Source organism: Ekhidna sp. (assembly GCF_965227465.1).
Lineage (GTDB): Bacteria > Bacteroidota > Bacteroidia > Cytophagales > Cyclobacteriaceae > Ekhidna.
Genome location: NZ_OZ245746.1, coordinates 287033 through 306659, shown reverse-complemented (window position 1 = coordinate 306659; position 19627 = coordinate 287033). Strand labels below are relative to the sequence as shown.

Annotated in this window: 18 protein-coding genes; 5 read left to right on the top strand and 13 right to left on the bottom strand. The window is 40.4% G+C overall.

Going from position 1 to position 19627, the window contains the following annotated elements; all coding sequences use genetic code 11:
- Positions 1-6: 6 nt before the first annotated feature.
- The 6 genes from hisC to ACO05G_RS01340 all read right to left on the bottom strand — a co-directional run bounded on the left by hisC (position 7) and on the right by ACO05G_RS01340 (position 6337).
- Positions 7-1614, bottom strand: coding sequence for a histidinol-phosphate transaminase (hisC, locus tag ACO05G_RS01365; RefSeq protein ID WP_421764347.1), 1608 nt, complete (start codon positions 1612-1614; stop codon positions 7-9).
- 10 nt (positions 1615-1624) lie between these two features.
- Positions 1625-3469, bottom strand: a complete 1845-nt coding sequence (gene hisD, locus ACO05G_RS01360) for a histidinol dehydrogenase (protein WP_421764346.1) — start codon at positions 3467-3469, stop codon at positions 1625-1627.
- 24 nt (positions 3470-3493) lie between these two features.
- Complete coding sequence (gene hisG, locus ACO05G_RS01355; RefSeq protein WP_421764345.1) at positions 3494-4351, bottom strand: ATP phosphoribosyltransferase; 858 nt, start codon at positions 4349-4351, stop codon at positions 3494-3496.
- A 323-nt stretch (positions 4352-4674) separates the two neighbouring features.
- Positions 4675-5274: a superoxide dismutase gene (locus ACO05G_RS01350; protein ID WP_421764344.1), complete on the bottom strand. Its 600-nt coding sequence runs from the start codon at positions 5272-5274 to the stop codon at positions 4675-4677.
- A gap of 59 nt (positions 5275-5333) precedes the next feature.
- Positions 5334-5786: a nucleoside deaminase gene (locus tag ACO05G_RS01345; RefSeq protein WP_348282589.1), complete on the bottom strand. Its 453-nt coding sequence runs from the start codon at positions 5784-5786 to the stop codon at positions 5334-5336.
- Positions 5786-6337, bottom strand: a complete 552-nt coding sequence (locus ACO05G_RS01340; protein ID WP_421764343.1) for a hypothetical protein — start codon at positions 6335-6337, stop codon at positions 5786-5788. The genes ACO05G_RS01345 and ACO05G_RS01340 overlap by 1 nt, the downstream gene beginning before the upstream one ends.
- A gap of 172 nt (positions 6338-6509) precedes the next feature.
- Between ACO05G_RS01340 and aspS the strand changes: the two genes are divergently transcribed.
- Both aspS and ACO05G_RS01330 read left to right on the top strand, forming a co-directional pair.
- Positions 6510-8267, top strand: a complete 1758-nt coding sequence (gene aspS / locus ACO05G_RS01335; RefSeq protein ID WP_421764342.1) for an aspartate--tRNA ligase — start codon at positions 6510-6512, stop codon at positions 8265-8267.
- 50 nt (positions 8268-8317) lie between these two features.
- On the top strand, positions 8318-9247 hold the full coding sequence (locus ACO05G_RS01330) for a glycerophosphodiester phosphodiesterase (protein ID WP_348282586.1): 930 nt from the start codon (positions 8318-8320) through the stop codon (positions 9245-9247).
- Here ACO05G_RS01330 and ACO05G_RS01325 read toward each other — a convergent pair.
- Genes ACO05G_RS01325 through ACO05G_RS01315 form a run of 3 tightly spaced genes read right to left on the bottom strand, consistent with a single transcriptional unit; the run spans position 9222 to position 12343 of the window.
- The gene (locus ACO05G_RS01325) at positions 9222-10202 is read right to left on the bottom strand and encodes a tetratricopeptide repeat protein (RefSeq protein ID WP_421764341.1); all 981 of its coding nucleotides are present in this window, start codon (positions 10200-10202) and stop codon (positions 9222-9224) included. The genes ACO05G_RS01330 and ACO05G_RS01325 overlap by 26 nt on opposite strands.
- 4 nt (positions 10203-10206) lie before the next feature.
- Positions 10207-10704, bottom strand: a complete 498-nt coding sequence (locus ACO05G_RS01320) for a hypothetical protein (protein ID WP_421764340.1) — start codon at positions 10702-10704, stop codon at positions 10207-10209.
- Positions 10697-12343: an amidohydrolase family protein gene (locus ACO05G_RS01315; protein WP_421764339.1), complete on the bottom strand. Its 1647-nt coding sequence runs from the start codon at positions 12341-12343 to the stop codon at positions 10697-10699. Before ACO05G_RS01315 ends, ACO05G_RS01320 begins: the two co-directional genes overlap by 8 nt.
- Positions 12344-12397: 54 nt before the next feature.
- Here ACO05G_RS01315 and ACO05G_RS01310 point away from each other — a divergent pair, with 54 nt between their 5' ends.
- On the top strand, positions 12398-12955 hold the full coding sequence (locus ACO05G_RS01310; protein WP_421764338.1) for a thioredoxin family protein: 558 nt from the start codon (positions 12398-12400) through the stop codon (positions 12953-12955).
- Here ACO05G_RS01310 and ACO05G_RS01305 read toward each other — a convergent pair.
- A complete protein-coding gene (locus ACO05G_RS01305; protein ID WP_421764337.1) occupies positions 12952-13917 on the bottom strand; it encodes an NAD(P)H-dependent flavin oxidoreductase in 966 nt (321 codons plus the stop codon). The two genes, ACO05G_RS01310 and ACO05G_RS01305, sit on opposite strands and share 4 nt — an antisense overlap.
- A gap of 95 nt (positions 13918-14012) precedes the next feature.
- Positions 14013-14465: a hypothetical protein gene (locus ACO05G_RS01300; protein ID WP_421764336.1), complete on the bottom strand. Its 453-nt coding sequence runs from the start codon at positions 14463-14465 to the stop codon at positions 14013-14015.
- A 114-nt stretch (positions 14466-14579) separates the two neighbouring features.
- Between ACO05G_RS01300 and panB the strand changes: the two genes are divergently transcribed.
- Together panB and ACO05G_RS01290 are read left to right on the top strand one after the other, a co-directional pair.
- Entirely contained in the window at positions 14580-15395 is an 816-nt protein-coding gene (gene panB / locus ACO05G_RS01295; RefSeq protein WP_348282581.1) for a 3-methyl-2-oxobutanoate hydroxymethyltransferase, read from the top strand.
- 23 nt (positions 15396-15418) lie between these two features.
- The gene (locus ACO05G_RS01290) at positions 15419-17635 is read left to right on the top strand and encodes an NADP-dependent isocitrate dehydrogenase (RefSeq protein WP_421764335.1); all 2217 of its coding nucleotides are present in this window, start codon (positions 15419-15421) and stop codon (positions 17633-17635) included.
- A 56-nt stretch (positions 17636-17691) separates the two neighbouring features.
- Here ACO05G_RS01290 and ACO05G_RS01285 read toward each other — a convergent pair whose 3' ends face one another.
- Together ACO05G_RS01285 and ACO05G_RS01280 are read right to left on the bottom strand one after the other, a co-directional pair.
- Positions 17692-18372, bottom strand: a complete 681-nt coding sequence (locus ACO05G_RS01285; RefSeq protein ID WP_421764334.1) for a hypothetical protein — start codon at positions 18370-18372, stop codon at positions 17692-17694.
- A gap of 186 nt (positions 18373-18558) precedes the next feature.
- A complete protein-coding gene (locus ACO05G_RS01280; RefSeq protein WP_421764333.1) occupies positions 18559-19596 on the bottom strand; it encodes a DJ-1/PfpI family protein in 1038 nt (345 codons plus the stop codon).
- Between the last annotated feature and the right edge of the window lie 31 nt (positions 19597-19627).

The following is a 19627-nucleotide window of genomic DNA, read 5'->3' as shown; positions in this document are numbered from 1 at the left end:
ATATTCTTATAATACTCCCTTAGTTGACGGCATCACTCCACTATCATCCTTCCTCACCGCCATCCTAATGGCGCGAGCGAACGCCTTGAAAATAGATTCAATCTTATGATGATCATTATCTCCAGTTGCTTTTATATTCAAATTACATCTGGCTGTATCAGAGAAGGATTTGAAAAAATGGTAGACCATTTCTGTGGGCATTTCACCTACGTGAGTGGCCTTAAAAGTTGCATCCCACTCTATCCAAGGTCGACCACCAAAATCAATGGCAACCTGTGACAAACAATCATCCATTGGAAGTAAAAACCCATAACGCTCGATTCCTTTTCTATCTTTTAAGGCATCATTAAATGCAGTGCCCAACGCCAGTGCAGTATCTTCGATCGTGTGGTGTGTGTCGATTTCAATATCTCCTTCAACCTCGACATGCAGACCAAGTGCTCCATGTCTTGCTATTTGATCCAGCATGTGATCGAAAAATGCTACACCTGTTGATATGGATGTGTTAGATGTATCGTCCAGATTGACTTCAATCTTAATTTTTGTCTCTGAGGTAGTTCTGACACAGCGACCAATTCTGCCTTTTTCTTGGTACTCCTCTTCCTTGAGAGCTGCAATGAGTCGTTGATTTTCAGATGGTGTTCCAATCGTGATTCGCAAAGTATCCGAAACCTGACTGGATCGATCTCTCACGACAATACCTTTTGACATCAAGTATGCATAGGTTTTTTGAGCATCCTCAAAAGCAACAAGTAAGAAATTAGCATGAGAAGGATAAATTCTTCTAACAGAAGGAAGATCCTTCAGCGCTTGCTCCATCTTTGTTCGCTCTTCAATCAGTATCTCAACCTGCTTTTTGATCAGCTCAGGTCTATTCAGAACATCAATCGCTTTTTCCTGTGTCAAACTATTGATGTTGTAAGGCGGTTTAATTTTGTTCAGTACACTGATCACTTCTGAAGACCCAAACCCAATACCCAGCCTTGCCCCGGCAAGTCCCATCGATTTAGAAAAGGTCTGAAGAATGAACAGGTTGGAAATATTTTCGCTTACCAAACTTTCGCCTCCAAAATCAATGTAGGCTTCATCAACAACCACTAACCCGGAAAAGGCTGCTGTAATTGATAGGATCGTATCCTTATTGATGCAATTGCCCGTTGGGTTATTGGGGGAACAGAGAAAAATTATTTTCAGGTTTTCATCTAACAACTTGGGTTGCAGCTTACTAAGGTTGATTTGAAAATCATCAGTCAGTGGTTCCTTAATCACTTCCACATCATTAACATCTGCAGCCACTTTGTACATACCAAAAGTCGGGGGAAAGATCATGAGTTTGTCCCGACCCGGCTCACAAAAAGCGCGTATCAATAGGTCAATCAACTCGTCACTTCCATTGCCGAAGATTAATCGGGGAATTTCCACATTTCGGTACTTAGCCATTGCCTCTTTCAAGTCACCTAATGTTCCATCAGGGTAGCGGTTTAGGCCAAACCCAAAAGGATTTTCATTTGCATCAAGAGATACTTCAGCAACCCCATTGAATTCGTCTCGAGCGCTGGAGTAGGGCTTGAGTCTCTTGACGTTTTCTCTTGTTATTTTATTTATGTCGAACATGTTATTCATTTTATTTATCCTCATTTCGCCCCCCTCTAAAGGGGGAGTTGGATGATGTACTGGTTGGGAGGTTTTCTAAAATTTCTTTCAAATAATTCCTAACTCGATCTACATTAGACAGAATAGCATCATCTGGTATCCTAATGACTTTATATCCTAAACCCTCCAGTTTTCTCTGTCTTATATCATCATTCTCTGCTGTATCTTCATAGGAGTGTGTGATCCCATCTATCTCAATAATTAGTTTTAGGGGTATAGAAACAAAATCAACAATGTAATTATCTATGGGTCTTTGCCTTCTAAACGGGTAACCTATACCGCTAGCTCTGAGCACGTGTTTCCAAAGGATTGCCTCAGCTTTAGTTGCTTCATTCCTGAGTTTCCTAGCTTTCGTTTTTAGGTTTTTATTGTAGTGATGGAATTTTTCATCTTTCCTCCCCCCATCCCCCTCCAAAGGGGGAGTTGAGAGAGTATCATTCCCCCTCTCCGAGGGGGTCAGGGGGAGGTTTTCATTACCAAGCTTATTCAACCTCAAACTCACCGCGTTCTTATGCGCCTGCAACTGCTCTGCCTCTGCCATCTTTTCAATGGCAGGACCCAGGTTTTGAATACCTTTTTCAGATAGCTTTTGAAACGTAATTTTCTTTACAAAGCTGTCTAGCGATACTCCACTGTAATTTCGTGCATAACCATTGGTTGGCAAGGTGTGATTAGTACCACTGGCATAATCACCTGCACTTTCACAGCTCCAGTTTCCTAGAAAGACACTTCCTGCATTCGTTATCTGCTCACTTAATTCTTCAGCATCTTTGGTAGCTATGATTAAGTGTTCGGGTGCATATTCATTGCTAAAGGCTGCTGCCTTATTCATATCTTTTACAAGGACTGATCGACTGTTTGCTAATGCCTGCGTAGCAATACTTTTCCTCGGTAGCTGATCTATTTGTTTCTTTACTTCTTCCTCCACTTTGGTAATCAAATCCTCAGAATTACTCACTAAAACTACCTGACTGTCCGGTCCGTGCTCTGCTTGTGATAGCAGATCAGCTGCAACAAATTCTGGGTATGCAGTATCATCGGCAATAACCAACACCTCACTAGGCCCGGCCGGCATATCTATAGCTACACCATAATTCTGTGCTAGTTGTTTTGCTGCGGTTACGTATTGATTTCCCGGACCAAAGATTTTGTCCACCTTCGGAATTGATTCAGTACCAAAGGTCATAGCTGCCACCGCCTGAGCACCTCCGGTTAAATACACCTTCTCAATTCCCAAAAGCTGACAAGTCCAGCCAATGACAGGATTCAGATATTTAATTGATTTTGATGCTCTCTTATCGAAATTCTCCTCCATCCCCTTTTCTAAAGGGGGATTATTAGCATCAAAACCTGATGGTGGTGTGCACACTACAATATTTTTACATCCAGCAATTTTAGCAGGAATGGCTAACATCAAAAGAGTAGAAAATAAAGGTGCAGATCCGCCAGGGATATAGAGTCCAACGTTTTGAATCGCTACACTTTTTCGCCAGCAGTTCACTCCTGGTGTGGTTTCAATAACCTTTATTTCTTCCTTTTGTGAAATGTGAAACTGCTCTATATTGGATTTAGCCATTTTGATGGCATCTGCTAATTCAGGATCAATCTTAAATTCCTGATTAGCAACATCAATTGTCATACTATCCAATTCCACAGCATCAAACTCTTTGCTGTATCGAATGAGTGCTTTGTCACCATTAGATCGGACATCTGTCATGATTGCACCAATGCGTTCCTTCAATTCTGAGAAATCAAAAGTTGGCCTCTTGCAAAGTGTAGGCCAATTAGATGATTCAGGATATTTATAATACTTCATTTTAATTGTCAATTATCAATTGATTTAAATAATCATTTTTTCGATTGGACAAACAAGAATTCCCTCTGCACCCTTTTCTTTCAGTTGGTCAATTACTTCCCAAAAATCATCCTCCTGAATCACACTATGAACACTACTCCATCCCTCATCTGCAAGTGGTAGAACTGTAGGACTTCTCATTCCTGGCAAGAGATTGATGATCTCATCCAGTTTATCATTAGGAGCATTCAGCAATATGTATTTATTCTGCTTTGCGGCTTTTGCAGCCTCTATTCTAAAAAGCAGCTTATCAAGTAAAACTTTTTTATCATCGACAAGCGAGTTATTGGCAATTAATAATGCCTCACTTTTTAGTACTACTTCTACCTCTTTCAATCCATTGGCTAAAAGCGTACTTCCTGTGCTGACAATATCAAATACGCCTTCTGCAAGTCCAATACCCGGAGCGATTTCGACACTTCCGCTAATCTCTTCTACTGTTGCATTGATGCCTTTTTCTTTCAGGAAATTCCTTAGGATAACCGGATAACTGGTGGCAATTTTCTTCCCTTCAAACCATGATAAACCTGTGTAATTTTCTTCTCTTCTAATCGCCAATGAGAGTCGGCATTTTGAAAATCCGGGGCGATTAATGATGTCGACTTGTTGATCTTTTTCCAGAAATTCATTTTCACCCACAATTCCTATATCTGCTACTCCTTCAGCTACATACTGAGGAATATCATCATCTCGCAGATAGAAAACTTCAAGCGGAAAGTTAGAAGCTGTTGACATCAACTTTCCACCATTGTTGATTTTGATGCCGCACTCTTTCAAAAGGCCCATGCTTTTCTCATTGAGTCGACCGCTTTTCTGAACTGCTATTTTTAGTTTTTCTTCCATTTTTATTTATTAAAACATCCCCTTTCCAGTGCTCTTTCCCTGGCAATACAATTCAAAGGGTGTACATGATTTTTTATGTTTTAGAGTAACAGTGCTGTTTGCTTCTTGTTTTAAGTTATCTCTTATCTTTCTCAATTTATTTCGAGTCGCGTTGCGACATAAAAAAAGGCCCGACGGTAATCCGACGGGCCTTTGTATTTATTTTTAATAACTACAGCATCATCTTCTTACCTCTTCGGTGAAGTGGATATGATGTGCATGATGATGTAGTTCTTGAGTTCTCATTTCTCATCGCAAATATATATCGAATTTTTAATTGTCAATTATCCAGCAAATTTTTCGCTAACAGCATCCCAGTTTACCACATTAAAAAATGCGCTAATGTAGTCCGGTCTTCTATTTTGATAATTTAGGTAGTATGCATGCTCCCATACATCTAGTCCCAGAATAGGTGTTCCTCCACATCCTACTCCTGGCATTAGTGGGTTATCCTGGTTTGCAGAAGAACAAACATCTAACGTTCCGTCACCTTTTCTACAGAGCCAAGCCCATCCACTTCCAAATCTAGTAGCTGCGGCATTGCTAAATGCTTCTTTGAACTTATCGAAGGAACCGAAAGCTGAATCAATGGCATCTGCTAAAGCTCCGGTTGGTTCTCCACCACCATTCGGACTCATTACTTCCCAAAAAAGTGAGTGATTCCAGTGACCTCCGCCGTTATTTCTTACTGCTCCATTGTCTGAATGATTTTTAACAAGGTCCTCCAAAGATTTTCCAGCAAGGTCAGTTCCTTCAATTGCAGCATTTAATTTTGATACATATCCAGCGTGATGCTTTCCGTGGTGGATTTCCATGGTTTTAGCGTCTATATGTGGTTCCAATGCATCATGTGCATGTGGTAGGTTTGGTAATTCAAAAGCCATAGTTTTTGATTTTTTAGGTTTAAAAAATGATTTGTGAAGATAACAAGAGTAAGGCATGTTTAGTTGCCTCTGAGCTTCTTAAAAAAATCTTTGAGCATAGTTTCACTTTCACTGGCCATTACGCCAAGCTTCAAATCTGTCTTAGGGTGTATGATGTCTTTATTGAACTGAGAAAAACCCCTCTCCTTGTCAAGTGCTCCTATAACCACCCTACCGATTTGTGTCCAAAAAAGACCACCAGCACACATACTGCATGGCTCCAATGTCACAAAAAGTGTGCACTCATTGAGGTATTTTGAGCCTAAATGATTTTGAGCTGCGGTAATAGCCAACATCTCGGCATGCGCAGTGGCGTCATTCAACCTTTCTACCCTGTTATGATCTTTTGCGATGATTTTATTTTCACATACCACCACAGCTCCAATAGGAATCTCACCTTCATCAAAGGCATTTTGAGCCTCTAGCAAGGCCTGCTTCATGAAGTGATCGTCGCTATAAATGCTTAGGGTCATTATTTGATTTTTACTTTCACACTATTCATTACTTCATTGGCAATTGGCTGCCACTGACTCATTAGCCTTGCCTTGCATCCAATGTTGAACAGCAACACCTGGTCGTTGTAAGAGGTATATTGAATATATGTATAACTCCTGGACGATTTGCTTGAGAATGCATTTTCACTTTGAAGTGATCCTATAAATTCAAAAACAATGAATTTCTTTCCATTAATCTCTTTGATTTCATCCTGAATAAACTCAACCTTATCAAACATGGATTGGATACTTGCTTTGTAAAAACCATAGATCATTTCTTCATCACCAGCTATCCACTGCATTGGATTCCAGTTGACACCAAAGTTTACCTCTCTATCCATTGATGAGTGCATTGCCAGTGGCTCTCTTGAAGAAACAAATTTTTGTATTCGATCTCCTTGACTCATCAGTGTGAATGATTCGGGGATCATGTAAGAAATATCTTCATTGATCTGGTATTTGGTCATTTTTTCCTGTGAATACAGAAATGTGGAAAATACAGTAAGCAGGAGAAAGACAATTTTATTCATTTGGCGAATTTAAGAAATACTCTCCTGTCTCACTTTAAGGGCTAAAACTTTGATGAAGTTTTAACAAATCGAAAATAAATGATAGAAACCCTATTGATAGCTTGGGGTTTAGTTCCTAATTCCTACACATAGTCCTAATTTTGCACCTCATTTTTCAATTTGAATAAAAGATATGCTACGCACACACACTTGTGGAGAATTAGGGTCAAATCATATAGGTCAAACTGTTACCCTTTGCGGATGGGTTCAAAAGCAGCGAGATAAAGGAGGTGTTGTTTGGATTGACTTGCGAGATAGATATGGCGTTACGCAACTGATTTTTGAAGAAGGAGTAACTGATCAGACAATCATAGATCAGGCTAAAAAGACTGGTAGAGAGTTTGTGGTAAAAGCGACTGGCGAGGTGGTAGAGCGATACGCGAAGAATGATAAAATGTCTACCGGAGACGTAGAGATTCGGGTGAGTAAATTGGAATTGCTCAACGGATCGAAAGTTCCTCCTTTCACAATAGAAGATAATACGGACGGTGGCGAGGATTTAAGAATGAAATATCGATACCTGGATATTAGACGAAATCCAGTCAGGGAAAAACTGCAATTGCGTCACACGATGATGCAAAAAGTACGAGAGTATCTCAATAAAGAATCATTTGTTGAGGTAGAAACACCGTACCTGATTAAATCTACCCCTGAGGGGGCTCGTGACTTTGTGGTGCCTTCAAGAATGAATGCAAATGAATTCTACGCACTGCCTCAATCACCCCAAACCTTTAAACAACTATTGATGGTGGCCGGAATGGACCGGTATTTTCAAATTGTCAAGTGTTTCCGAGATGAAGATTTACGAGCGGACAGACAACCAGAATTCACACAAATTGATTGTGAAATGGCCTTTGTGGAGCAGGAAGATGTACTTCAGATGTTTGAAGGCATGACTAAGTTTCTTTACAAAGAAATTAAGGGAATTGAGCTTGGCGATTTTCAGCGCATCAGCTTTGATGATGCCATGAAAAAATATGGATCAGACAAACCGGACCTTAGATTTGGAATGGAGTTCTGTGAGTTGAATGAATTAGCCAAAGACAAAGGATTTGTGGTATTCGATAGCGCAGATCTGGTGGTCGGCATCAACGCCACAGGCTGTGCAGAATACTCACGAAAACAATTGGATGCGTTGACAGACTTTGTGAAAAAGCCTCAAATTGGGGCTAAAGGACTGGTTTATGTCAAATGCAATGAAGATGGCTCATTTAAGTCTTCAGTAGATAAATTCTTTGATCAAAACGCATTAAGCGCTTGGGCGGAGAAATTTGGTGCTAAACCGGGAGACCTGCTTTTGATTCTGGCTGGAGAAGCAAATCAGACAAGAAAAGCCCTAAATGAGCTAAGACTTGAGATGGGTGAGCGTCTTGGTCTAAGAGATAAAAACAAAGTTGCTGCGGCATGGGTGCTGGATTTCCCATTATTAGAATGGGATGATGAGTCAAAGCGGTACCATGCAATGCACCATCCATTTACCGCACCAAAACCGGAAGATGTAGAAAAACTGGATGCTGATCCTGGAGCTGTTCGTGCCAATGCATATGACATGGTCATTAATGGGGTAGAAGCAGGTGGAGGCTCAATCCGTATCCATGACAGGCAAATGCAGGCAAGAATGTTTGAGGTCCTGGGTTTTAGCAAAGAAGAAGCGGAAGCACAATTTGGATTCCTCATGAGTGCCTTTGAGTATGGTGCTCCACCTCATGGAGGAGTTGCTTTTGGCTTTGACCGACTGTGTGCAATAATGGCTGGTGAACAGAGTATTAGAGATTTCATCGCTTTCCCTAAAAACAATGGAGGTAGAGATGTAATGATTGATTCTCCATCAGCAATTTCGATGGAACAATTAGGTGAATTAGGAATTAAGCTAGTCAAACCTACAGAATAGTAGTATTTGGTTCTTTTTTAGTAACTTTTCCGGTTAAATAATCACACCTGATGACTAGGAAATTTCTTCTTTACTCTGCGCCCTTCTTTATCTTATTCGGAGCGTTCTCATTGTTTGAACCATGGTTTTACAGAAATCTGTTTGCCAGCACTTCCATTGATCGCCTTGAGGATAAAGAATTTCAGATAATTGCTCATAAGGGAGCCTCCGGCCTTGCACCTGAAAACACCATGGCAGCTTTTCAAAAAGCTATGGATTTAGGAGTAGATCAAATAGAATTGGATGTTCGCCATACGAAAGACGAAGAAATCATTGTTTTTCATGATCAGCGTTTGGACAGGATAGCAAAGGACTCACTCGGTAATCCGGTGACAGGTGATGTGCATGATTACACGCTTGAGGAGATTAAGCAATTTGATGTAGGGTCCTGGTATGATTCTCATTATAGCGACCAGCGCATCCCAACTTTGAAAGAAGTGTTAGATTTTATCGACGGCAGAATTACTGTCCTCATTGAAATCAAACATATGGATCACCCGCATTACCATGATTTTGCTGAGAAATTGGTAGATGTAGTTCTAAGTGAAGAAAACGGAGAGGATTGGATTATTCTTCAGTCTTATGAACCGAAATATTTAGATGAAGTTCATGAACTCGATCCATTCATACAAACAAAAGCCTTGATTGTAGGCGAAGATTCTGCGCCCTTGATCGCTTTTTATGTAGAGACCCGAATTCATATGGGTCGTGCAAAGGAAAGTAATCGAATGAAAGCGATTAACCCGCAATGGGAGACGCTTTCACCGCGGAGAATTTTTCAAATGCATGCAAAAGGGTATGAAGTCCATGCTTATCCTGTAAATGAGCGTGAGGACATGATTAAAATGCTGAATGCCGGTGTTGATGGCATCATTACCGATTATCCCAATGTGGCAATTCAGTTGCGCAACGAGATCAGGAGACTGGGACAGGAAAAGTAGTAGCTAATTCAGCTTCTGCTGCTATATACCCAAATGAAGCCCAGCTCGGACTGTCCAAAATCTTCAGAAAGATTTCATTGGCTTTTTCAAGATTACCTTGCTGTTGATACCAGTTACCAAGGCCATATCCCATGGTAGGATTGATATTTCCTCCTTCAGGAAATGCCTCTGACATCAATGCATCAATCTTTTTTTCCCCTTTAAAAAGCAGTAAAAGATTAAGGTAGTCATCATTTTCAATGATCTTCATCTCATCACTTATGTCAGCTAGTAAATCATCCGCCATTGAAGTATTTCCAATCTTTTTGTAGGTCATGTATAACCAATAGAAGGTTGCACTTTTTAGGTCATCATTATCACTAAACTCCATACATTTCTTATAAGCTGAAAGCGCCTTATCAAACCTGCCATTCAGGTAATGAGCTAATCCGTAATGGTACCAAATATTGAACTTATCATTACTCAAAGGGATATTCAACTTATTTGGAGCTCCATCTGGTTCAATCGAGTTTTCGGTATTTACGCTATAAAATGCTGCCATTTCAAAGTCATCAACTGCTTTGTCAAGTTGTCTTGTAGTAATGTATCTATGCCCTCTGTGCCTCCTCAGTTCATGAGAGGTGGGAAACTTGCTAATTCCATTTGAGAAGACTTCAATCGCTTCTAAATAGCGACCTAAATAAGCCAGCCTTCGTCCGTACCAGATAATCAGCTCCAGGCTATCGGGATTTGCTTCGTAATTGGCTCGGGCCTGGTTTAAGTTTTCCTCAAGTTTAACTTTCGACTCCTGAGGAATTTGTGGCGGGGGCAATTCCTCCCCCATTAAATTATAGACTTTGGAGGGATCTTTGGTTTGAGATGCAGATTCCATTGTTTGTTCAGTATCTGCACGATTGCCACTGGGCTGACAACTAATTATTACTAGCGAGAGAATTATTAAGAATGATTTCAACATATCATTAATTTACAATAATTGTATAAATCATGAACAAGCTCACCATAACTGATGCGATAATCAATGTTTCGTAAGTAGAAAAAGACTTTTCTCTCTTAATCAGAAACCACCCAAAAAAGCAAGATACCCAAAGTGATACAGGAAAGATTAAATGCTTATACGCACGATAATCATTTTCATACTGGAGATTATTTGCCAAAACGTAGTTAATTTCTCCCAGAAGTCTAGTCCTGCTTACTACAATAGTATCACCAACTTCTGCCGCATATATAATTGCTCTAGTGCATGGGAAGGAACCATGTGCCGTAGTGATTTGATATTTTTTGTTGGATCTAATGGTTGATCGACCTCCGACAATCTGATTATAGCCTGTTTTATCAACGATGATTTCTTTTGATTCATATGATGGGAAAATGACATCAATTAGAATTACAAAAGCAAAGGCAGTTGATAAGATAAGTAGCCAAAGATAAAATTTCCTTTTTTTATCTCTTTCAATCATTCCAATTCGGATAACCAGGTTGCTTCAGCTCTTCACCGTTTTTCGCTTCCTTGACCATCTCTCTCACGTCTTCCAGTAGTTCTTTAGCATCATATACAACTCCATCTTTAATTGTAAACCTAACTCCACCGACCCTGGTAATCTCATTATCATCGGTCAATTTAATGGCTCCCGTACCGTAGAGTACCTTCAAATTAGCCAATGGATTCTCTTCCACAATGACCAAATCTGCTAATTTTCCAACTTCAATTGTCCCAATTTCTTTTTCCATCCCAAGTGCCTCTGCACCAAGCAGTGTAGCCGAACGGATTACCTCTATGGGATGAAAGCCAGCCTCCCTTAAAAGTTCAAGTTCTCTTATGTATGCGAACCCATACAGCTGAAAAATAAATCCGGAATCAGATCCGGTGGTAACACGTCCTCCGCGGTTTTTGTATTCATTAACAAAAGTCATCCATAGCTTGTAATTCTCTTTCCAGGCCACTTCCTCCTCTGTACCCCAGAAGTGCCAGTACGAGCCGTGAGAAACCTTGCTTGGCTGATAAAATTTCCATAATGATGGGAGTGTGTAATCCGTGTGCCAATCAGCGTTTCTTGATCGCATCAAATCTCTGCTTGCTTCATAAATGTTGAATGTGGGATCCAAAGTAAAATCTAATTCCAAAAGCCTGTTCATCACCTGATTCCACTTTTCTGAATAGGGTTCAGCTGCCTGCTTCCACAATCTACCAGCCTCCCCAAAGCGATGCTGTTCATTCTGATAGTTATAGTCCACAGGATAATCCTGAACTATCCGATCGTCAAACAAGGCCTCTGGCAGTCCATACCAATGTTCCATGGTGGTAAGTCCCGCTTCCGCAGAGTTGAGTACATTCCACCACCCAACATTAAGTTGCGCATGATGACATGCTGAACGTAGACCTAATCTTTTGTTTTCCTTCAATGCCGCTTCCATAACTTCTGGAGAAGCTCCAAAAAACTTAATTCCGTCTGCCCCTCTCCGGTAGTTTGCCCGTACCCATGATACGGCTTCTTCTGCATTGGTGATAGGTCCTCTCAAAACCTCGTTTCCCACGGTTCTTTCACCAGGCAGGTTTCTGACCACCTTTATATCTGAAAGATTTTGACCAAAAGAAGTATAAGCCAATATTCTTGGAGCTACTATTTCATTATTAATGCTACGAGTCTTATGTCGCAATACCCAATCCAGTCCATTTCCCGCAGATGGATCTCTAATCGTAGTGATCCCGTGTGCGAGCCAAAGTTTAAAAACATACTCCGCTGGAGTCCCCTGACTACTACCACCAATGTGACCATGCATGTCTACAAATCCAGGTAATACAAACATACCGTCCGCATCTATTTCCATCCCATTGCCTTCTAGCTTTGGTCTCCTTTCCGGATTTATTTCCACACCCGGATATCCCACCACCTGAACTTTGGTAATCTTATTTTTTTCGATCACAATATCCACTGGTCCAATGGGTGGTGCTCCATTTCCATTTATCATGGTTGCTCCGCGAATAATGGTCATATCATAAGGGCCATCTCCCTGTGTTCGAGATGGGGCCGGAGTAATTTGCGCCATTGCATGTTGCAATAGAGAAATTGTCAAAAGGAGCAATAGGAATTTTTTCATGTGATATGATGTATTAACTTTTAGCTTAGATTTAAAAATAATCAATTCATAAGTATGGCTGCAATTGAATCCAATATGATGCCTTTAGGTACAGTGGCACCAGATTTTAGCTTGCCGGATGTAATTTCAGGTAAAACACTAACTATTGAAGATGTAAGAAAGGAATATGGCCTTGTTGTCATGTTTATATGTGCGCATTGTCCTTATGTTAAAAACATTGAAGAAGAGATTGCGGTGGTCGCGCGTCAGTATGGAGATCTAAAAATCGGATTTGTGGGGATTAGCTCTAATGACGCAAATACCTATCCGGATGATGCTCCAGACGGTCTGAGGGCACAGGCTGAAGAATTCGAATTTGATTTTCCTTATCTCTATGACGAAACGCAGGAAGTGGCGAAAGCTTATCAAGCTGCCTGCACTCCTGATTTTTTCTTATTTGACGAAGATTTAAAATGCATCTATCGAGGAAGATTTGATGCCAGCACTCCTGGCAACCCAGAACCAGTTACTGGAGATGATTTGGTTAATGCATTAGAGGCTCACCTGGAAGATGAGCCCATTATTGAGGACCAAAAACCCAGCATCGGATGCAGTATTAAGTGGAAAGATTAATACCTATCAAGTAAACCTGCTTGTTCCGTTACCGCCTCTCTGAATTCCCCTATCAATCGCTGTACCAATTCTTTAACTGTAGGTGAATCATCAATTTTTGTAACTCCCTGACCAGCGGACCAAATCGTTTTCCATGCTTTGGCTTCATCGTTAGACAGCTCCTCTCCAAAATCCACTTTAGCTGATTGTTTCCACATTTCTTCGCTGATTCCCATAGCTTCTAAACTAGGTTTTAAAAAATTCGCATGAACACCCGATACTGCTGCGGTATAAACAATATCCGAAGCTCCGGCATCTATAATCATTTTACGATATTCATCTGGAGCTTCGCTTTCTGTAGTATTAATGAATCGTGTCCCCATGTAAGCCAGGTCGGCTCCCATTTGTATTGCTGAGGCAACATCACGACCTGTAGAAATACACCCTGACAACAAAATAGTCTTATTGAAAAATTTCCGAACCTCTCCTACAAATGGCATTGGATTTAATGTTCCAGCATGACCACCTGCTCCCGCGCAAACAAGGATGAGTCCATCAACACCTGCGTCGGATGCCTTCTCTGCATGTCGTTTCATAATGACATCATGAAAAACCAACCCACCATAACTATGAACTGCATCAACTAATTTCGTAACAGCTCCGAGGGAGGTAATGATCAATGGAACCTGGTGTTTTACCACAATTTCTAAATCTGCTTCCAGCCGCGGATTTGTTTTGTGAACAATTAGATTAACTCCAAAAGGTGCAGCTTTCTTCCCTGTTTCTTTTTCCCATTTGGATAATTCTTCTTTTATCTCGACCACCCATTCCTCAAAACCTTCCGTCAAGCGATTGTTGAGTGCTGGGAATGTGCCAACAATTCCATTTTTACAACATTCAATGACCATCTTTGGGCCCGAAATTAGAAACATGGGTGCTGCTACAGCAGGAAGTGATAAATCTGAGATAAATGAAGCTTTCATTGATAATACGATTTTTTTTGAGAAAATTTTAAGAAATTATACCTGTGAGTTCCTGGAATATCTTGTAATGATGACAGTTGATAAAGCTAGTGGCTTTAATCACATTCGTCTAACGTATTGTATTGCCTTTTCAATTCATCAATGATTGACAATAATGCGTCAGGTGTTTTACCATATTCATACGTAACCTTTTTGGAAACTTCCGCAGTAGTTATTTCGACCCATTCGGCACCTCCATCCGCACAATCCGGACAACCAATGGTTTCCTCAAGAGACATAAACGCGTCTACATCCAATTCAGAAACCAAAGCATTATACCCTGAATACGATGATTCACAAGTCTTTTTCTGTAGGTTTTTATCCATCCTAGGGATAACCACTTTAGCTATATTTCCACTAGTCACTGTAAGGATCTGCGTGCAATACCCTGCACACATCCCAAAGCTGGTTCCAAATTCAATTTTTACTATTTCTGTGTTCTTCACCTCGTCCTGACAGTTCGAAAATAAAGTAGCAATAAAGACAATTCCCAACGAAAGCAGTTTCATGGTATGAAATAATTAAATTATAAGGTCAGAATCAAATAATATACCACATTACCTTATTAAAATGAATTTTACAGTCCATTATCGATTTAGTAAATTGCGCATCCATTTCAGGCCATGAGTATACAAGGAAACATAAAGATCGTAACAACCCATCAACTTCAGGAAATGAAGGCGAAGGGAGAAAAAATATCCATGCTTACCGCATATGACTATTCCATGGCCAAGATCATAGATCAGGCTGGTGTTGACGTCATCCTGGTCGGTGATAGCGCATCAAACGTCATGGCAGGTAATGAAACTACACTACCTATCACCCTAGATCATATGATTTGGCATGCCACTTCAGTAGTAAAGGCGGTTAATCGGGCCTTGGTGGTGGTTGACGTTCCATTTGGAAGCTACCAGGGAAATTCCTCCGAAGCTTTGAGATCATGCATCAGGATTATGAAAGAAGCCGGTGGGCATGCAGTTAAAATGGAAGGCGGAGTTGAAATTAAAGAAAGTATTACCAGGGTACTCTCAGCTGGAATACCTGTGATGGGCCATCTGGGGCTTACCCCACAATCCATTTACAAATTTGGAACCTACACCGTGCGAGCCAAAGAGGAAGCAGAAGCAAAAAAACTCATCGAAGATGCAAAAGCGCTGGAAGAACTTGGATGTTTCGCCATAGTTCTCGAGAAAATCCCATCACAACTGGCAAAAGAAGTTTCTGAAGCCATTACTATCCCTACTATTGGGATTGGCGCAGGACCGGATACCGATGGTCAGGTACTCGTTGTTCACGATATGCTAGGTATCACACAAGATTTTAAACCACGTTTCTTACGTCAATATGCCGATCTAAATACGGTCATGAAAGAGGCATTTGAAAACTACGTTTCTGACATTAAATCCCAAAAATTCCCCAGTAAAAAAGAATCCTATTAACCATTAAAAGAGAAAAATAATCAATGGCAAAGATCATTTACACACATACGGATGAGGCACCTGCATTAGCTACCAAATCGTTTTTACCAATCGTGAAAGCTTTCACAAGCAAAGCGGGGGTAGCTGTGGAAACCAGGGATATTTCACTGGCAGGAAGAATTATTTCAGTTTTTCCAGAATTTCTCTCCACAGATCAGCAAATTGGAGATGCACTTTCTGAATTAGGGGAGATTGCTAAAACACCAGAAGCTAACATCATCAAACTTCCGAACATAAGTGCCTCCATTCCTCAATTAAAGGCTGCCATAAAAGAGTTACAATCACAAGGGTATGCATTGCCTGACTATCCGGACGAGGCGAAGAATGACAAGGAAAAGGATATTAAAGCGAGATACGATAAGGTGAAAGGTAGCGCGGTAAATCCGGTTCTAAGGGAAGGAAACTCAGACAGGCGTGCACCAAAAGCAGTTAAGAATTTTGCTAAAAAATTCCCTCACTCGATGGGTGAATGGAGTAGTGAATCTAAATCGCACGTAGCAAGTATGAGTGAGGGGGATTTTTATGGAAGTGAAAAATCTACTACAGTGGATAATGCTACTCATGTGAAAATTAAGTTTCATAGACAAGATGGAGAGACCGTGGATTTAAAGGAAAACTTTCCAATCCAGAAAGGAGAAGTGATTGATGCATCCGTGATGAACATGTTAAAGCTCAAATCATTTATCGAGCAGGAAATTCAGGATGCAAAAGCAAAAAACGTACTCTTCTCCCTCCACATGAAAGCAACGATGATGAAGGTTTCCGACCCAATCATTTTTGGTGCAGCTGTTGAGGTTTACTACAAGGATGTATTTGAGAAGCACGCCGACATCTTCAATAAACTTGGAGTAGATTCCAGCAATGGAATTGGGGATGTTTACAGCAAGATTCAAACACTTGATGATGCTAAAAAGCAAGAAATTGAATCTGATATCGAAAAGGTTTATGACACTCGCCCTGCCCTGGCGATGGTCAATTCAGATAAAGGAATAACCAACTTGCATGTTCCAAGCGATGTTATCATTGATGCTTCTATGCCTGCCATGATCCGAACATCTGGTCAGATGTGGAACAAAGACAATAAGACTGAAGATACAAAAGCGGTCATTCCAGATAGGTGCTATTCGGGTGTTTATCAGGCAGTAATTGAAGACTGTAAAGCTAAGGGAGCATACGACCCAACTACTATGGGGAGTGTTCCGAACGTAGGTTTGATGGCACAAAAAGCTGAGGAATACGGATCTCATGACAAAACCTTCCAGTTTGACAAGCCGGGAAAAGTACATGTAATAGATGCTGATGGAAACGTATTACTAGAGCAAGAAGTGCACACCGGAGATATTTTCAGAATGTGTCAGGTGAAAGATGCACCGATTCAGGATTGGGTAAAACTTGCAGTAAACAGGGCTAAAGCTACAGGGTCTCCTGCCGTTTTCTGGCTAGATAAGAACCGAGCTCATGACGCTGAGTTGATTAAGAAAGCAGAAAAGTACCTTCAAGATCACGACACTGCGGGACTTGAAATCCACATCATGTCACCAGTAGATGCAACTAAGTTTTCTGTTGAAAGAATTAGAAAAGGTCAGGATACTATTTCTGTAACAGGAAATGTCCTTAGAGATTATTTGACCGATCTATTTCCAATTCTTGAAGTTGGTACCAGCGCAAAAATGCTATCAATTGTTCCACTAATGAATGGTGGTGGACTTTTCGAGACTGGAGCTGGTGGATCAGCACCTAAGCATGTGCAACAATTTGTTGAAGAGGGGCATCTGCGATGGGACTCTTTAGGTGAGTTTTTAGCTTTGGCTGTTTCACTAGAACATCTGGCCGAGAAGCATGATAATAAAGCAGCTAAAATCATGGCTGATGCACTTGATGCAGCGACATCTAAACTTCTGGAGGAAAATAAGTCTCCTTCAAGAAAGGTAAATGAGATTGATAATAGAGGTAGTCATTTTTATTTGGCCATGTATTGGGCAGAAATGCTAGCTAATCAAGATGAAGATGCTGAACTAAGAGATGCTTTTACCGAAGTGGCCAGGCAACTCGCTGCAAACGAAAGCAAAATAAACGAGGAGTTAATCGCAGCTCAGGGATCTCCAGTAGAAATTGGCGGGTACTATCAGCCCAATGAAGAACTGGCAACCAAAGCAATGAGAGCTAGCGAAAGCCTCAATCAAATCATTGATAGCATTTAATTAAATGAGCAAACCTGGCTGATTGCCAGGTTTGCTCTATCACTCTACTAAATCAATCATTTACTAGTCAAATGGCTTTCTATCCTCTCCCCCAGGGATTGCAAGAATGCCTCGTTCTGTAGATCAGATTTTTTTGATTTTAGGGATCGCATCTCCCAACTGTTAATCAAACTTTCCAATTGCTTCTTTGTGTTGATGAGATGCATCCTGCCATCATGATAAAGATACGTTTCCTCAGTTTTATAGAATATGATTGAGTTCTTTTCTTCGAATGGCGGTTTTGCCTTAATGTATTTTCTTTTAATTGATTCCTTGGTATAAATCGATACTACTTCTCCTCTATAGACATTCTTAAAAAACCCTTTTTGACCTGATTCCAATTGCTGCGCATTAACAAAAAAATCATCTTCAAAACCAAAAGAAGCTACACGATCAATCAGTAGATTTTTAATTTCATTTTTCGAAACCCTCCACTCTAAAATGTTATGGTAAATATTATATTTTAAATAGAGGTCTTGAATTGTGTCTCTGCTCTCCTGAAGTAAAACCCATCCTGCGCTGAAATCATCCATATAATAGTGACTCCCTTTTACAATGGTTTCTGAGTTGTCCTTCTCCATCACATATACTCGTGTATTAGCCAGTATTTGAGATAGTGGATGTTGATCTCGAGTAGGTTGCGCAATTAGGATCAAACAGCTGAAAAGCAGAAAATTCAATAAAAAGAAGCGTAACATCTTGATATGATTGTTTATCACTGAAGTTACCGAACTAGAACAATTGGAGCACTCAAAAAGGCATTTTTGTCATGATTTACTTGTAAAGAATTACGTCAAACGCTCGTTTGGTCATGACTGAAGCTCAGAGCTTTTAAACTTGTTCTTTCAAAGTAAGTTCATTTTTCTCCTTTACACTGAAATAGTTTAATTCAATTTTTTAAATAGCTGACCTGCTGGTTCCAAACGATAGCCTATTAGCGCCCCCGCTTCTCGTTCAAAATAAATAGGCTCGTTACCTACATCTGTAAAGAGATCGCCGGTTTCGTGATATATAGGATAAGAAACCCCATCTATTTTAGCTTGAAGATCTCCATCCACGACCTCAAGTACTATTTCATTTGGATCTTTAGATTCATAGCTGCCAGTAAACTCTTCAAGGTTAATCCTTTGGATTTGATAAGGATTATCTTCCGAAAGTATTAAGCCATCCCCAGGAACCCAATTATCATATTCCATGTAATAAGCAGTTCTTTTCGCAGCATTTAATCCTTGTAATTTGGCGACCAGGTGAAGTGCTCCATCAATGCCTGCTGAAATCCCTGCAGTTGTGATTACATTTCCATTGTCCACAAAACGAACATCTTTTCTCACATCAACCATTGGGTAACTATTTTCAAGTCCATCTAATGCGTTATGGAAAGTGGTGGCTGTTTTACCATCAAGGATACCTGCCTCCGCCAAAACAAATGCGCCAGTACAAACGGAAAAATGGAATTGAACATCTTCTTGTTTCTTTATCCACTTTATAACCGACTCATCTGTAAATGCCGCTCGTGCATTCCCTCCGAAGAAAGCAAGAATGTCAGCATCTGGTGCATCAGCAATGCTGTAATCTGGAGTGACGGTAAGAATTCCTTGTGACTTAATGGGCGCCTTATCCTTTGAGACGGTGAAAACGTCATATCCGGCATAGGAGAATACTTCCATTGGTCCGGCAAAATCCAGAACTTCTACACCATCCTGGAGATAAAAGGCTATTGTCTTCGAAAGATCTTTTCTAATCAAAACCATATTGCAATGCGAGCAAACTCCTGGTTTGTCATGAACTTCTTCATCACATTGGCTTCCGCATGGAGGGCAAATGTATTTTTGAGCTTCAGGAATTTGTGCGGATAATTGAAAAATGAAGCATACTAAAACGGCGAACAATGTCTTTTTCATGGTCTTTAATGTCTTTTTCATAGTTTTTGAGTTTTATTCAAAGCTATGAAGT

What these genes read in the sequence shown, in the direction of transcription:
- ACO05G_RS01300 (WP_421764336.1), bottom strand. Translation starts at nt 14,465, where the DNA reads ATGAAACTGCTTTCGTTGGGAATTGTCTTTATTGCTACTTTATTTTCG.
- hisC (WP_421764347.1), bottom strand. Translation starts at nt 1,614, where the DNA reads ATGTTCGACATAAATAAAATAACAAGAGAAAACGTCAAGAGACTCAAG.
- ACO05G_RS01290 (WP_421764335.1), top strand. Translation starts at nt 15,419, where the DNA reads ATGGCAAAGATCATTTACACACATACGGATGAGGCACCTGCATTAGCT.
- ACO05G_RS01315 (WP_421764339.1), bottom strand. Translation starts at nt 12,343, where the DNA reads ATGAAAAAATTCCTATTGCTCCTTTTGACAATTTCTCTATTGCAACAT.
- ACO05G_RS01340 (WP_421764343.1), bottom strand. Translation starts at nt 6,337, where the DNA reads ATGAATAAAATTGTCTTTCTCCTGCTTACTGTATTTTCCACATTTCTG.
- ACO05G_RS01350 (WP_421764344.1), bottom strand. Translation starts at nt 5,274, where the DNA reads ATGGCTTTTGAATTACCAAACCTACCACATGCACATGATGCATTGGAA.
- ACO05G_RS01310 (WP_421764338.1), top strand. Translation starts at nt 12,398, where the DNA reads ATGGCTGCAATTGAATCCAATATGATGCCTTTAGGTACAGTGGCACCA.
- hisG (WP_421764345.1), bottom strand. Translation starts at nt 4,351, where the DNA reads ATGGAAGAAAAACTAAAAATAGCAGTTCAGAAAAGCGGTCGACTCAAT.
- aspS (WP_421764342.1), top strand. Translation starts at nt 6,510, where the DNA reads ATGCTACGCACACACACTTGTGGAGAATTAGGGTCAAATCATATAGGT.
- ACO05G_RS01330 (WP_348282586.1), top strand. Translation starts at nt 8,318, where the DNA reads ATGACTAGGAAATTTCTTCTTTACTCTGCGCCCTTCTTTATCTTATTC.
- ACO05G_RS01305 (WP_421764337.1), bottom strand. Translation starts at nt 13,917, where the DNA reads ATGAAAGCTTCATTTATCTCAGATTTATCACTTCCTGCTGTAGCAGCA.
- hisD (WP_421764346.1), bottom strand. Translation starts at nt 3,469, where the DNA reads ATGAAGTATTATAAATATCCTGAATCATCTAATTGGCCTACACTTTGC.
- ACO05G_RS01345 (WP_348282589.1), bottom strand. Translation starts at nt 5,786, where the DNA reads ATGACCCTAAGCATTTATAGCGACGATCACTTCATGAAGCAGGCCTTG.
- ACO05G_RS01325 (WP_421764341.1), bottom strand. Translation starts at nt 10,202, where the DNA reads ATGTTGAAATCATTCTTAATAATTCTCTCGCTAGTAATAATTAGTTGT.
- ACO05G_RS01320 (WP_421764340.1), bottom strand. Translation starts at nt 10,704, where the DNA reads ATGATTGAAAGAGATAAAAAAAGGAAATTTTATCTTTGGCTACTTATC.
- ACO05G_RS01285 (WP_421764334.1), bottom strand. Translation starts at nt 18,372, where the DNA reads ATGTTACGCTTCTTTTTATTGAATTTTCTGCTTTTCAGCTGTTTGATC.
- ACO05G_RS01280 (WP_421764333.1), bottom strand. Translation starts at nt 19,596, where the DNA reads ATGAAAAAGACATTAAAGACCATGAAAAAGACATTGTTCGCCGTTTTA.
- panB (WP_348282581.1), top strand. Translation starts at nt 14,580, where the DNA reads ATGAGTATACAAGGAAACATAAAGATCGTAACAACCCATCAACTTCAG.